At 30.2% G+C, this 14,120-nt stretch carries 14 protein-coding genes; 1 reads left to right on the forward strand and 13 read right to left on the reverse strand.

The annotated features are described in order from the left end of the window. The first annotated feature begins 30 nt into the window (after positions 1-30). On the forward strand, positions 31-1,053 hold the full coding sequence (gene galE / locus O5Y44_RS02470; protein WP_271965188.1) for a UDP-glucose 4-epimerase GalE: 1,023 nt from the start codon (positions 31-33) through the stop codon (positions 1,051-1,053). A gap of 345 nt (positions 1,054-1,398) precedes the next feature. On the opposite strand, the gene O5Y44_RS02475 is transcribed toward galE, so the two are convergent. The 13 genes from O5Y44_RS02475 to guaA all read right to left on the reverse strand — a co-directional run bounded on the left by O5Y44_RS02475 (position 1,399) and on the right by guaA (position 13,979). Beyond that, positions 1,399-2,664: a tyrosine-type recombinase/integrase gene (locus O5Y44_RS02475; protein WP_371465444.1), complete on the reverse strand. Its 1,266-nt coding sequence runs from the start codon at positions 2,662-2,664 to the stop codon at positions 1,399-1,401. Then, positions 2,665-2,865 (reverse strand): DUF3173 family protein, encoded by a 201-nt coding sequence (locus tag O5Y44_RS02480; RefSeq protein ID WP_371465445.1) that lies wholly within the window; start codon positions 2,863-2,865, stop codon positions 2,665-2,667. A 37-nt stretch (positions 2,866-2,902) separates the two neighbouring features. Next, on the reverse strand, positions 2,903-5,665 hold the full coding sequence (locus O5Y44_RS02485; protein ID WP_371465446.1) for a DUF927 domain-containing protein: 2,763 nt from the start codon (positions 5,663-5,665) through the stop codon (positions 2,903-2,905). Between the two features lie 437 nt (positions 5,666-6,102). Further along, positions 6,103-7,710, reverse strand: coding sequence for a hypothetical protein (locus O5Y44_RS02490; protein WP_371465447.1), 1,608 nt, complete (start codon positions 7,708-7,710; stop codon positions 6,103-6,105). Positions 7,711-7,742: 32 nt separating this feature from the next. Beyond that, positions 7,743-8,249: a DUF1643 domain-containing protein gene (locus O5Y44_RS02495; protein WP_371465448.1), complete on the reverse strand. Its 507-nt coding sequence runs from the start codon at positions 8,247-8,249 to the stop codon at positions 7,743-7,745. 113 nt (positions 8,250-8,362) lie between these two features. Next, a complete protein-coding gene (locus O5Y44_RS02500) occupies positions 8,363-8,647 on the reverse strand; it encodes a hypothetical protein (RefSeq protein WP_371465449.1) in 285 nt (94 codons plus the stop codon). Continuing rightward, positions 8,641-9,099 carry a JAB domain-containing protein gene (locus tag O5Y44_RS02505; protein WP_316446886.1) on the reverse strand — a complete coding sequence of 153 codons (459 nt, stop codon included), beginning with the start codon at positions 9,097-9,099 and terminating at the stop codon, positions 8,641-8,643. Before O5Y44_RS02505 ends, O5Y44_RS02500 begins: the two co-directional genes overlap by 7 nt. An 83-nt stretch (positions 9,100-9,182) precedes the next feature. Next, complete coding sequence (locus O5Y44_RS02510) at positions 9,183-9,491, reverse strand: hypothetical protein (RefSeq protein ID WP_371465450.1); 309 nt, start codon at positions 9,489-9,491, stop codon at positions 9,183-9,185. Then, on the reverse strand, positions 9,475-9,939 hold the full coding sequence (locus tag O5Y44_RS02515) for a hypothetical protein (protein WP_371465451.1): 465 nt from the start codon (positions 9,937-9,939) through the stop codon (positions 9,475-9,477). Before O5Y44_RS02515 ends, O5Y44_RS02510 begins: the two co-directional genes overlap by 17 nt. 211 nt (positions 9,940-10,150) lie before the next feature. Beyond that, positions 10,151-11,014, reverse strand: coding sequence for a hypothetical protein (locus O5Y44_RS02520; RefSeq protein ID WP_371465452.1), 864 nt, complete (start codon positions 11,012-11,014; stop codon positions 10,151-10,153). A gap of 2 nt (positions 11,015-11,016) precedes the next feature. Continuing rightward, positions 11,017-11,307: a Mor transcription activator family protein gene (locus tag O5Y44_RS02525; protein ID WP_371465453.1), complete on the reverse strand. Its 291-nt coding sequence runs from the start codon at positions 11,305-11,307 to the stop codon at positions 11,017-11,019. Between the two features lie 186 nt (positions 11,308-11,493). Beyond that, positions 11,494-12,099, reverse strand: coding sequence for a recombinase family protein (locus O5Y44_RS02530; protein ID WP_371465454.1), 606 nt, complete (start codon positions 12,097-12,099; stop codon positions 11,494-11,496). 335 nt (positions 12,100-12,434) lie between these two features. Then, positions 12,435-13,979 carry a glutamine-hydrolyzing GMP synthase gene (guaA, locus tag O5Y44_RS02535; RefSeq protein WP_271965207.1) on the reverse strand — a complete coding sequence of 515 codons (1,545 nt, stop codon included), beginning with the start codon at positions 13,977-13,979 and terminating at the stop codon, positions 12,435-12,437. Positions 13,980-14,120 lie beyond the last annotated feature (141 nt).

Consider the following 14,120-nt stretch of genomic DNA (forward strand, 5'->3'; position numbering starts at 1 on the left):
AAGGACTCGCTTTAGCGAGAGAAGTATACTATGACTAAAAAAATACTTGTTACAGGTGGAGCTGGATTTATCGGGTCACACACTTGTATAGAATTATTAAACAATGGAAATGAAGTAGTTGTCGTTGATAACTTATATAATGCAAATAAAAAGAGTTTAGAAGTAGTTGAACGAGTTACTGGTAAAAAGGTAACATTTTATGAAGTTGATGTTCGTGATGAAGATAAATTAAATGAAGTTTTCGAAAAAGAAGGAAATATTTATGGAGTTATTCACTACGCTGGATTAAAAGCAGTTGGTGAATCTTGTGAAATCCCATTAGCATATTATGATAATAATATAGCTGGAACTATTACTTTGTTCCGTGTTATGGAAAAACACAACTGTAAAAATATAATATTCAGTTCATCAGCTACAGTATACGGAGATCCTCATACATTACCAATTAAAGAAGATTTCCCATTATCTGTAACTAATCCATACGGACGTACTAAATTAATAACTGAAGATATTTTAAAAGATGTTTATAAAGCAGACAACGAATGGAATATTGTTCTTCTTCGTTACTTTAATCCAATTGGAGCACATGAGTGCGGAGATATCGGTGAAGATCCAAAAGGAGTACCAAATAACCTAATTCCTTACATTATGCAAGTAGCTGTAGGTAAACTAGAAAAAGTTCAAGTTTTTGGTAATGATTTTGACACACATGACGGTACTGGAGTACGTGACTACATCCACGTAGTAGATTTAGCTCGCGGTCACGTTTCTGCTCTTAAGAAATTAGAAAAAGGTAGTGGCTTAACTATTTATAACTTAGGAACAGGAATTGGTTATTCTGTATTAGATATTATTAAAAGTGCATCAGATGCTGTCGGGCGTGATTTACCGTATGTTATAACTCCACGTCGTGCAGGAGATATCGCTGCATGTTACGCCGATGCTACAAAAGCAAAAGAAGAACTTGGATGGGAAGCTCAATACGATATAAAACGTATGTGTGAAGATTCTTGGAGATGGCAAAGTAAACATCCAAACGGATTCGCTGAATAATAGAATTATACAAAATAATAAAAATGAGTGTCTAAACATTACTTAGACACTCGTTTATTTTATTTAGATATCACCATAAAAAGACAATAAAAAATAACCATCTTTAAACTTTTTGGCAGGTTAAGATGGTTATAATTTAACTAAATAACTGAGCCACCGTCTTTAAAAACGGCTCTTCGCTTCCATGCTTTTATTTTAGCATGAATAAAGTAGAAAAGCAACAGGTTCTAGTCAAAATACACTATTGGTATTAGGTAATTGTTATATATTGTTTCTAAATGATATATAATAAGATATAACCTTCTTATATCTTTTTGGAGGATAGTAAGAAGGTTATTTTGTTTTTTATATAGTGTGGGTATCATTTTTGATAGAGGTGCTTTGAAGAGGAGTTTTCATTATTTCGTTAGAGATATATTGATTACCTGTAAAGTTAGATTTTGATTTATTACTGAATTTAATGTTGATATTTCCTGTTATCATATCAGCGATACTTCGATCATTATTCCCCCATAGATGAGAGTAGTGTTTTAGAGTTATCTCTGGACTAGAGTGACCTAATCTTTTTGATATTACAAGAATATCTGCATTATGTTCATTTATCAGATAACTTGCATGGCTGTGCCTTAAACCTTTAGCTTGAATTCTATGTATTTTAGCTAGAGAAGAGTGTTTATTAATAATTCTACCAACGATACAACGATGGAGTGGACTCCCGTCATAACTCATTACAAATGAACTGTTAGTTAGTTTATGTTGTCTATTTTTCCAATCTTTAAGTATAGTAACTGTATCATCATCTAATGAGATGATTCTTTTACTATTCTCAGTTTTAAGAGTAAGGCTTCTAGTATAAACTTTCTTAGAGTCCATAATTAAATTATGATGCACTCTTAATGTTTTCTTTGAAAAATCAATATCAGACCAGTATAATGCTAATCCTTCAGAAACTCTAATACCAGTAACATAGTATAGCCATAGCATTGTAAAGTGCAGGTGTTCTAAGTAATCTGACTTATTAAATGTTGATATGACTTTTTCAAATTCAGATTTAGTCCAGTAAGGTATATTGTGTTTCCCCTTAGGAATTGCATGAGTTCTTTTTGATATGTTTTCATTTAAGAATTGTCTATATACGGCATAATCTAGTGACTTTCTAAATGAACCATATAATTGGGAACAATAAGCTTGAGAGTATCCGCTGTGATTCAGTAAATATATTCTAAAATTCTCACAATCAGCAATACTGATTTCACGTAGTTTCTTAGCTTTGAATCTATTTACAAAAATAGGGAAAATGAGCTTTCTGTTATTCCAAGTATTTTCACTTACAGATGATTTATAATATGGTAGGTAGACGCTATTCATAAATTGTTCATAGGTCATATTATAATTATGTGCACCACCTCTTGTTTTTTTAAATTCAGCTTTTACCGATACCAACATATCATGACATGATTTAGCTGATTTGAAAGGTAAGCCGTGAGAGTCACGACTTCCTTTCTTCTGAATTCTTTTACCAGTTATTTGGTCTACACCTAATTCTACGTTGTAAAAGAAATAACCAGTTTTTTCGTTCTTATAAACTCCTGGATATTTAGTAGTAGCCATTTATATACCCTCCTTCTTAATAGGGAATTGTATTCCCAATATTTCCTCTATAATTTCTCTTGGTACTGTACCGATGCGATTATTCGCATATAACGTTAAACCTCTGTTAACTAATTGTATTTTTGCCTGTTTTATTATTGAACGAGCTGTGTGTCTAGGGAATCCTAGATTCATAATGTCTTTATAGTTTACTGTAACCATAATTTTCTTTCCTCCTTAATTTTAGTTAGGGTGTTTTTTATAGCTCTATGTCATCAACCGATTCGTTAGGAAGTGGGTTTATTAAATTACTTCTTACTGTAGATGAGTCTAATAAAGTATTATCGCTTGGAGCCAAGTTATTGATAATCAATTGGTAATCTTCCTCTGCAATTTTAACTCGATAGCAATTTTCACGACTTCCTGCTATATATCGACGAGTGTTGTTACGTTGTTTATCATTCGTAAGTATAATATTTTCACCTATAAGTCTTTTTATAACGAGTTTAGTGTCTTCAACGTTTAGTTCTTGTCTAAGAAATTTTTCAAAAACTCCAACAAAAATATCAGCATAAACCTTAGAAGAGTCAGACTTTATAAGTCCTATTTTTCCACTTGAACGTATATTAGCTTTATCATAGTAGAATCTATTACTATTACGATGAATAAACTCTGTGATTTTTTCTTTAATATTATATGGAATACCTTTTCTATTTTGGATTGCTTTATTTTCCAATTTTACAAAAAGGTTAGTTATTTTTTCTATGTTCAATTCAATTTTCAACAAATCTTTCACGAGTGTAGCACTTGCTAATATGATAGCATAGTTATTAGCTACTCTTGACTTATACTCAGAATCTGGTAAAACATTAGTTAGCTTGTCTTTGGAACTTTGAAAATGTTCTTTTATGAGTTCATGTTTCTGTTCCTGAGAGAATAAATTTTCTATAAATTTTTCGGATAGGATTCCATAATTAATATTTGCTAGGCGTTTTATCCTCTCTGAACTTTCTGCATTTTTTGTCCAGGGTTCATCTAAGTCTATTTCTATGAGCCTTACTTTGAGTCCAGGATTGTCATTCAATCGAGTATCAAAACTAATCTCTGATGAACATATCACGGTAGTGTTAAACAGAAACTTTGGTAAAGGTTTAGACCTTGAACTTAATCGTCCTTTTGTTTTACCATTTGCTATCTGATAGACTAGTTGACTCATATCAAAAATATCGGAGCTAGAAAGTTCGTCAATTACTGTAGCTACACCATAATTATCTTGCAACTCAGTTAATAAAGCATTAGCTGTTGTATTGAAGGTTAACATGTTAGAAATAGGGTGACCATAAATGCTTTGAATAAAGTGCAGAGCAGTTGTTTTTCCTGTTGAACTTCTACCCATTAAATTTATCATCAGCGAACCAATATCTGGTAAATCATTTTTAGCTAGATATCCTACTACGATAGGTGTGAAACCAATAGCTAATGCAATTTCCATATTGGTACCTAACACATTATCATTAACAAGTGAAAGAATTTCATCATAACTACCAGAATTTGCTAATTTGAAAGAGCTGTTAGCATTTAATGTACTCTTTTCTATAGCTCCAAAACTATTCATTAAGTTGTATGAAAGTGATTCGTATTCAACCCATCCTACTTTGTTGTGAATATGTTTTATAGGAGTGTTACGTATTTGTTGACTAATGTAGGGGTGAATTTTATACTCACTAGTAACAAAAACTCCACGTTCTGCAAGTATATTACCTAAAACTCTAGGATTTAATTCTTTACCATTCAATGGGAAATTAATAATCTTATTTCCGATACCTATTACTTCAACATTGTAGTAAAAAATTTCAGTATCTACGTTAAACACCGCTTCTTTTACATAAATTGGATTTGAAGAAATCATCTCTTCTCCATCTTTAGTTAATCTAACAACTCCATTTTTATTTAGTATATATTTACCAAATTTGAATTTTTCCCCGTTCAAGAGTCTATCTATAGTAGGTGGATCAGATGAATAACATTCTTCCCTTAATAGTAAACTCTCAGGACAAGGATATTTTTCATTAAAAGTATTGATGTCTTGGTGCTCACAACTTGCGTGATGGCACCCGAAATAACATTTGTTATTTTCTCTTACTATGAAATAGTATCCTTTATCTGAATTATGATGATCTCTCATTGGACATCTATCAAACTTATACAGATAACCTCCATCTAAATCTTTTATCTTATCAACAGTTAGATTGTGAGAAGATAGCCATTCCATAGGATTTTTGACAAGTAAGTATGGTTTATGATTCATCGTATTATCAAAGTCTATGTCTTCAACTTTGTTTTTACTAATTATACTTTTTATACTATTGAAATCATTAGTATTACCGTCTGCTTTATCATATAGAAACTTAGATATTCTACAATATTCAGGTCCATTTTGTATCCCTTTGGTGTTAAGTGTACCGTATAATCTAGTTATTCTAGCTGGATTATGTACACTTTTATCTACATGAGCTCTTTCTGAAGAAAACTTGCTATCTAGGTGGTATAGTAGCTCTTTAATGATTCTACTGTTCTCTTTAGTGCATTCAATATCAATAGGTATCAGGGCGTGGTACCCATTTCCAGAATCAAAAGTATAATAATATTGGATACTATTATCTTCCAGATACTGTAGACAGTTATCAAATACCTTTTTCGCTTCTTCTTTTTGTTTATCGGTAGAAGCAGTCCCCCTTGGACGTTCTGGATCGATATCTAATAGAATGAACTTAATTCTTTCAATATCATTATCACTGATAGCTTCTTTATTACTTATTTTGAAATAATTAAACGTAATGTAAATATTAGCTTTGCTATTGATTGATTCAATATGTTTTAGTATATTTTCCGATTCGTTTGTAGAAAAGATGGTATTTGTTGTTCTTCCTCCTCCAATACTACGGATATTAATTTTATCTACTCCATTATTACTAAGTATACTTAATGTTTTTTGTATACATTCTTTATTTATTTTAGGCATTTTAATTTCCTCCGGTTTTTTTATATATTTTTTAGATTACTTTTGTTTCCTATACAACCCAGTATTTTTAGAGGGAGACCATCATATTAAATTTAACAGTACAGATAGTTTCCTATATTTTTATCTGGGTTACTTGGGTTACTTGGGTTACCCAAGTAACCCAGATAACCCATTACATGAAAAGCACTGTTACATAAAATTTAATTATTATTTATTTTAGTTCACTGCTTAAATAGGTTAACTAGGTAATCTATTAATTTTTTTGTAAGAGCATCTTATGCGTCTTACAATGTATAGTATAGGGGATTGATAAGAACAAATCATCGGAGTAAACGTACTAAATATATACAGTAAAATACATAATGTTAAGTACGAAAATAAAATGTTAAAAAATAAATACAAGTATTATACTATTAAATAATAATACTTGTATTTATCTATAATATTGATTTTATAAATGGAAATGATCCAAGGTGAGTTTCTATTAATTTCTTATCTATATCGTTTATTAATTCTAGATAAATGGTCTCAATTTCAGGATTAATGATTACGAGTGAATCGAAAATAGAATATTGCTCTAGATTAAATAGTTCGATAAATGATAGTAGAGTAGTAGTCTTGTTCTGTGATTGCTGTAACTTATTTTTTATTTTGTCTTGTAGCGTAGAAAGATTTTTAGTTGTCATAGGTTCTTTATTGTTTTTAGTAGCAATATTAATAGCTTCAGCTATAGACTTGGGTTCAGCGGAAAGGAGGTTTGTTTTTATATATAAATCATCTATATGTGAAGAGACTTCATTTATAGATGAAACCAATTTAGTGATAAGCTTTTCTCTTGAATTTGGGTTTTCGGTTAGTAATAAGATATTCAGGATTTTAGATGATGTATTTAATGAGGAGATACTATGTTTTATAGTTTCAAGTAATGAATTTATATTATCTATTATGTCTTCGTCCTCGGACTCTATTAAAGGAATAAATCGCTTTAATTCTGATCTCAATCCCTTCAGTAAAAATATGCAGTAGTTTATTATCTCTAAATAATTTAACAGAATTACTGTTGTGTCAATTTCTGGATTATATTCAATAGTATATTTTTGTAGAAGGGAGTGTATATTTTCAATTGTATTTTTTATGTTATCTACTTTTACGTCAAGTTTATTCTTAAGGTGAGCATAGTAGAAATCTTTTTTTGAAGTTCCAGATGTATATGACTTATAATTATCGATTTGGATATCATTTTTGAAGATATTAATTACAATTCTTAACATATATAAAATATCAATATCAGTGAAATCAGAATAATATTCTTTTACATCTATGCTATTTTCATATTCAAGAGTAATATTCTTTGTAAATATAGACTCATTAACATTTTCAATTGAGGAAAATAAATATGAATTGTGAGAAAATAAGTTCATAAAATTTTCAGAAGTAGTTTTTAAATGTAGCTTTTCTAGCCTATCACAGTAGTATTTTAAGGCAAGATTATATTCTTTGATTAATTCGTTTATAAAATTATGCTTTAAATTACTCGGTGTTCTTATTAGTTGTATAGCTTTTAGAAGAATATATAGAAACAAGTCATCGATATATAATTGATGTATATTGTAGTCTTTGTTTTTCACAAAGTCAAAGTTATCTTCTGTAGCGATTAGATTAGTATGGAGATTATTTATATGAAAGAACGAGGACATAATATAGACTAGGAAAGATATTCTTTTATCTTCTATTTTAAATTCCGATTTTTTATATAGTGTAAAGTCTTCACAATCTAATATGGATTTATTAGATTCTTCATATTTTTTTACAAAATCTAAGTCTAATACATCTAAATATGAATTATGTATATATATTGTGTATAATGATTTGTCGATTCTATTACTTAACAAGTCTAATCTTTTTTGTGATTGATCTAAAAGTCCGATGTAACATTTTTTCTCATACTTATCTTCATCAACTTTTGTATTTCTTTCATTTACATAAATAATATAGTTTTTAAAAAATTTCCAATCTGTAGTAAATGTTTTTTCCTTATTATTCATCATTTTCCTCCATACATTTTAATCAAATTATATCACATAAACTCCCATTTTGCTCGTACTTTAGGTGCTAATGGATGGAAGTTATCTTGTTTATTACTATCAGTAAGGAAGAGAATTTTTTTTCTTAGTTTATTCTTTGTTAGTAATTCGATAATTGAGTTTAGTCTATTTTGTACTAATTTATTTGTCTTAGGAAGTGAGCCACAGGCAATTATAATGTTATCAGAGATTTTAGCACATTTTAGTATATAATTATCATTAACTTTAGTATCTTGCTTTCCAAACTCCCGTTTTTCCGTTAAAATCTTAGAATATAGGTTAACACTATAGAATCCGCCAAAGCCACATTTAAATACGTTATTAGTAATAAATGTAGTTGTAGAATCATTTATAATAAGGTCGCTAGTACTCGGATAAAGAGTGATAATAGTTGCTATTGGTTTCTCTGTATTCCAAACCTTTTTTAATATGTATCTTTCTTTTTTGTCATCCGACATAAATATTTCTATTTGGATATTTGATGTTAGTATTTCAGTCATTTCATAGTCCTCTCTATGCTGTTCTTTTTTTGTATAGTTTAATTATTATTACGGTTATTTCATATATGGCTTTTAGCCAATCTAATATACCGATTTCCTTTTTTGAATTATTTTTATTCATATTTGTAATACACCAACCTTTCATTTTTAAGTATTCCAGTTAAGAGTTTCTTAGTGCAGTCTGAATTATAAAATACATAGATAGTAATGTCATTGTAATAGAAAAAGATAATTAGATATGAAGCGGGACTCATTACATTATAAAAGTTAGTAGGTAATAACTCTGAATCTAGTTCATCTGTACCTAATAGATAGCTTTCAGATGTTAAATAGTCCTCTCTAATATTTAGATTTAGCTGTTCTTGTAGTAAATGAGAAATTTGAGTGTTGTCTACCATAGTGTACCTCCCCAGTTATTATTGTCTTTTTTGAGTGATAGATAGTCTGTATCATTTACAATTATATGATCTAATACATTAATACCTAATAATTCTCCAGCTTCTATTAAAGCTTTAGTTATCTTAATATCTTCATTACTAGGTTTTAAATTACCAGATACATGATTGTGACTAACTATTATTGAACTTGAATTAGCGAGTATAGCACCTTTAAATATTTCTCTAAAGTGAACAGGTGAGTAATCTAATACTCCTATGTGGCAAATTTCACAGTAAGTTGGTTTATTTTTCACATTCATACCAACAACTGCAAATACCTCTCTATCAAAGTTACCAATATAGTCAATAAAAAACTCTCCAGAAACATCGGGAGAGGAGAAGGTAGTATTATTATTGATATGTATTTCTTTTAATATTTCTTGCTTAAGTTGTACAACTTGTATTTTTGTCATTGTTTTTATATGCTCCTTTTTATAAAAAGTAAAAAAACCTAATTAGCTTTTATGCCAATTAGGTTTTTTAGTTTAGGTTGTGATTATCTCTTTATAAAAACACCTTTTTCTTTTTTTGTTGTATCATTTGTTATTATTGTTCCCGTTGAGGTAATGAATTTTTCATTAATCACTTGATTATTAAATATTACATTTAGCTTCCATTGCTTGTGAAATCGAGGTTTTTTTAATGATATTTTAATTGTATCATTACCATTATATGATAATGTGACTTTTCTTTCAAATTCTGAAAAATCTTGTTCAATATTATCTATATAAAGAAATATAAAGTCTCCTAACATTTTTAATTCTATTAAATAATTATTATACTCTATATTAAATACTGTCTTCATTGTGAACCTCGTTATTATTTTCAGATAATGGTGCTTTGAAATTCTCTAAGTCAAGAACATCATTGTTTTCATTAAATGAATTTTGTCCTTTAACTTTTAATAGAACTAAGAAATCTTCTGTGTCAGATTTTTGTGATAAATCTAAAACCTTATATTGACCAGCTTGTTTCACGAAACCAGGTATTCTACTTAATAGGAAACTTGTTCCAGCAAGTGTAAGCCCAACAGGTACAGTAATTTCAGCTGATAAGATCGTCAGAGCTAACATACTGAATCCAGTAATTTTAGAAGCTTTACTTATTTTATTATCTAGCTTTATATGTTTAAATCTTTTCTTTATAGCAGGAAATAGATTTTTATTTGTAATTATTATTGATGTTGTTGAGTTTACAATTTCTTTATTTATTTCCTCTAAACTTGTTGCTAATGTTGGTGTAATAGTTGCCATGTGACATCTCCTTTTTTATTATTTATTTATAACTAACTCTTTTTAAATTTTACTAGATTATTAATGATAATATAAGATAAAAAACCTCAGGACATTTGTACATATAAATGTCCTGAGGTTTAGATTATTATTTTTTAAAATTCAACGTGCACGTTAGTTGTAGCGTTAACTAATCGAACTAGTATGCGGATTTTTATAAGCTACAATTTTATTAAACGTGATATATAGCTTTGTATGTAACTACTGGTCCTGCTTGAACGCTATCCAATGTACACATATTCGTATTAATGTTATATGTGAAAATATAGTGACCTACTTCACCTTTTTGGTTATCAAAAATTTTTACAATTATTCCTCTAGAATCAATTCCTCCATATGATACTCTATCTGCATGAACACCAGTAGCTTCAGAAACAGCCTCACTAGATTTTTTTATGTAGTCAAAAATAGCATCTTGATAGTGATTGTAGTTTTGAGCTAAAGCTGAATCGTAGCTATCGACTTTATATTGATCAGTATTCTTTTGAGTAGTTTTATTTGTATCTTCTGATACTTTAGTTTTAGAGCTATCAGTTTTTGAAGGAGAACCTTCTGTAAGGACAATTTTTAAAGAACTATGTTTAAATTTATATTTATCTAGTATTGAATTAATATCATCAGATTTAGCTTCTTTAATTTCTTTTAGAGCTTTTTCATAATTAGTGATATCTTCTTTTAGCCACTCAATAGCTTTATCAAAAGAGTTATCAGTAGTAAGAGAATCAACTTTATCTATAGATTTTTTAGCAGAATCCACATCTTTATTATCAAGACTGGAGTCAGCATTTTTTAATTCTTTAGCGATCTTTATTTCAATTTTAATATTTTTGAAAGCTTCTTGTCCTTTGTCATTATCTAAAGTTTCTAATCCTTTAAGTCCGCCATTAAAATCATGGGTATCATTGATAAGAGCTAAGTATTTATCATGCTCAGCTTTTATACTATTTTTTCCAGAACTTTGGAAAAAGAAGAAACCAACAGCAATAATAAGGATAACTGCTATGCTTGATACTATTGTGATTATTTTTTTATTCACCTTTATTCTCCTTTTTTATTTCTTAATTTATTATCAATTACAATGCGATTGATATGACGCATAGAGTAGCCATATTTTCTAGCTAGGTCTTTTACATTAGAACCATTGTACTCGTTTTTTATTATATTCTCTAGACCTGTTTTTGTAAATAGCTTCATAGGAAAGTTGATATTCATTCCTCTAAAGTATCTGTATATTTTTATGGTATTATCTTCTCCGACAAGGTTTGCTATATCAGCGTAGACAGAGTGCCAATTATCAGAGGTATTATGTGAATTAATTTTGTCCTTCATACAAAGTCGCTCCTCTCTTCATGATTTTATTATACATAAAATATTTTGATAAGTTTAGATACAAAAATTATAGAAAATAACAAGGACAAAATAAGGTTAAAATGTCCATGTAGAAAAGCTAAACTCTCAAAGTTATAATATATAAATAAAAATAAGTAAATTTCGATAAACAATGCAATAAAAAATTTAAAGGAAATTATTTCGTTTCTTGATTTCATACACAGTGGATTTTGCTATTCCCACATGTTTTGCAATTGATTGAACAGGTTTTTTCTCTTGGAGCATAGATACTACACTTTCGTATATAAATCTATCCTGAGAGTTTTTAGCATTTGCATGGTATTTGAGGGGACGTCCATTATAGACACCACGTTTCTTGGCTTGTTCTATTCCTTGACGTTGTCTTTCGAGTATCTTTTCACGTTCATTCTGTGCAATATATCCAAGTAGAGAAAGGAGTATGTCGAACATAGCGATGTCTAGGGTAGAGTTACCAGTATTAAAATTAAGAAAAGGAGCATCTACTATTGTTAGAGTTGCTCCTTTATCTTTTATTATTTGTATTATTTCTTTTAAATCTTTGTAATTTCTGCTAAGTCTATCGAGTGAGGCTATGACAATTTCATCATTTGCACGAATAGAGTTTAGCATTTCATTTAAAATAGGTCTGTTTGTATCTTTTCCACTTTCTTGTTCGCTAAACAGCAATTCAATATTATGGTCTTTCATAATTTGTTTTTGCCTATCTAGGTTTTGGTCTATGGTTGACGTTCGTATATATCCGATTTTCATTTTTTTGAACCTCCTGTAATTTAGTTTTTAGACATGTATAACGGACATTTTGGTTGTTGATTTAGTAGAATTTGATTTTATCCAATATGGGTATACCCATAGTAGTCAATTTGGGCAAAAAAATAGTCGCAACCTTAAATTAAAGGTTACGACTATTTTAGTAGTTGAATGGTGTTATTCATTCTTTATTCTGTTTACTTACATACATTGTAAATTTTACTCTTCGGCAGGGGAGTTGGCAGGGTACTTTATGCCTAAAAGTTTATTTTGCTTAATTTTTTTAAAAGAAAAAGCCTTAAAAATCAAGGCTTTTATCTATATATTTTACTATAATATTATTCCCACTCAATAGTTGCTGGTGGCTTACTAGTAATGTCGTAGACTACGCGGTTAACGTGAGCAACTTCGTTTACGATACGAGCTGAGATTTCTTCTAGTACTTCAAATGGAATGTGAGCCCAGCTTGCTGTCATACCGTCGATACTTGTTACGGCACGAACTGCAACTGTGTAGTCGTATGTACGTACATCTCCCATAACTCCTACTGAACGAATGTCTGGAAGACATGTGAAGTATTGCCAAATTTCGCCTTCTAATCCGCGTTTAGCGATAACATCACGTAATATGAAGTCACTGTCGCGTACGATTTGAAGTTTTTCTTCTGTTACTTCTCCAAGGACACGAATACCAAGTCCAGGTCCTGGGAATGGTTGGCGCCAAACAATTTCATGAGGAAGACCAAGAGCTTCTCCTAATGCACGAACTTCATCTTTGAATAGAGTGTTAAGAGGCTCGATTAGAGAAAAACGCATATCTTCTGGTAATCCACCTACATTGTGGTGAGATTTGATTGTTTGAGCGTTTTTAGTTCCTGATTCAATAACGTCAGTGTAAAGAGTACCTTGAGCTAAGAATGGTACGTCATGTAGTTTAGCACATTCTTCATCGAATACATAAACGAATTCATTTCCGATGATTTTACGTTTTTGTTCTGGATCACTTACCCCTTTAAGTTTTCCTAAGAATCTATCTTTAGCATCGACTTTAATAAGATTCATGTTGAATCCACCTTCGATTTCTTTACTGAATGTGTTCATTACAGCTTCAGCTTCACCTTTGCGAAGTAAACCGTGGTCGATAAACATACAGATAAGTTGATCACCGATTGCTTTGTCTAGTAGGGCAGCTACAACTGATGAGTCTACACCACCAGATAACGCACAAAGAACTTTTTGATCTCCAACTTCTGCACGAATTTCTTCGATTTTCTCATCAATGAAGTTTTGGATTGTCCAATCGCCAGTACAGTTACACACGTTACGGATGAAGTTTCTAATTAAGTCATAACCGTATTCAGAGTGACGCACTTCTGGGTGGAATTGGAAGCAGTAGAAGTTTTTCTCTACATTTTCAGCGGCTGCGATTGGGCAGTTATCACTTGTTGCGACAACTTTGAATCCTTCAGCAAGTTCAACTACTTTATCAGAGTGACTCATTAATACTTGTTGAGAAGCAGGAGTGCCTTCGAATAGTTTAGCTCCTGGAGTTACATCAACATTGTGAGCTCCGTATTCTCTACTTGTTGCAGATTCTACTTTTCCTCCTAGTTTGTGTTGCATAAGTTGCATTCCGTAGCAAATTCCTAGTACAGGGATACCTAGGTTGAAGATTTCATCATCAATAGTAAGAGAGTTTTCTTCGTAAACTGAGTTTGGTCCACCTGAAAGGATGATTCCTTTAGGGTTCATTTTTTTGATTTCTTCTATAGAAATTTCATTGTCATGTAGTTCAGAATATACACCAAGTTCACGTACACGACGAGTGATAAGTTGGTTATATTGACTACCAAAGTCAAGAACTAATATAAATTCGTGTTTCACGGTTTTCCTCCTAAAATATACTTTAATTAATATAGTCTATTATAACAAGAAGTTTGAGATATGTAAAATCTTAAATGTTAGAATTTTTGGAGTTTTTTTCTTTGAAAAATTGATTTTTTGACAAAAAAACAACAAAAAACG

Origin of the sequence: Gemella sp. 27098_8_155, from assembly GCF_041433725.1 — a bacterium.
GTDB classification, from domain to species: Bacteria; Bacillota; Bacilli; order Staphylococcales; family Gemellaceae; genus Gemella; species Gemella haemolysans_D.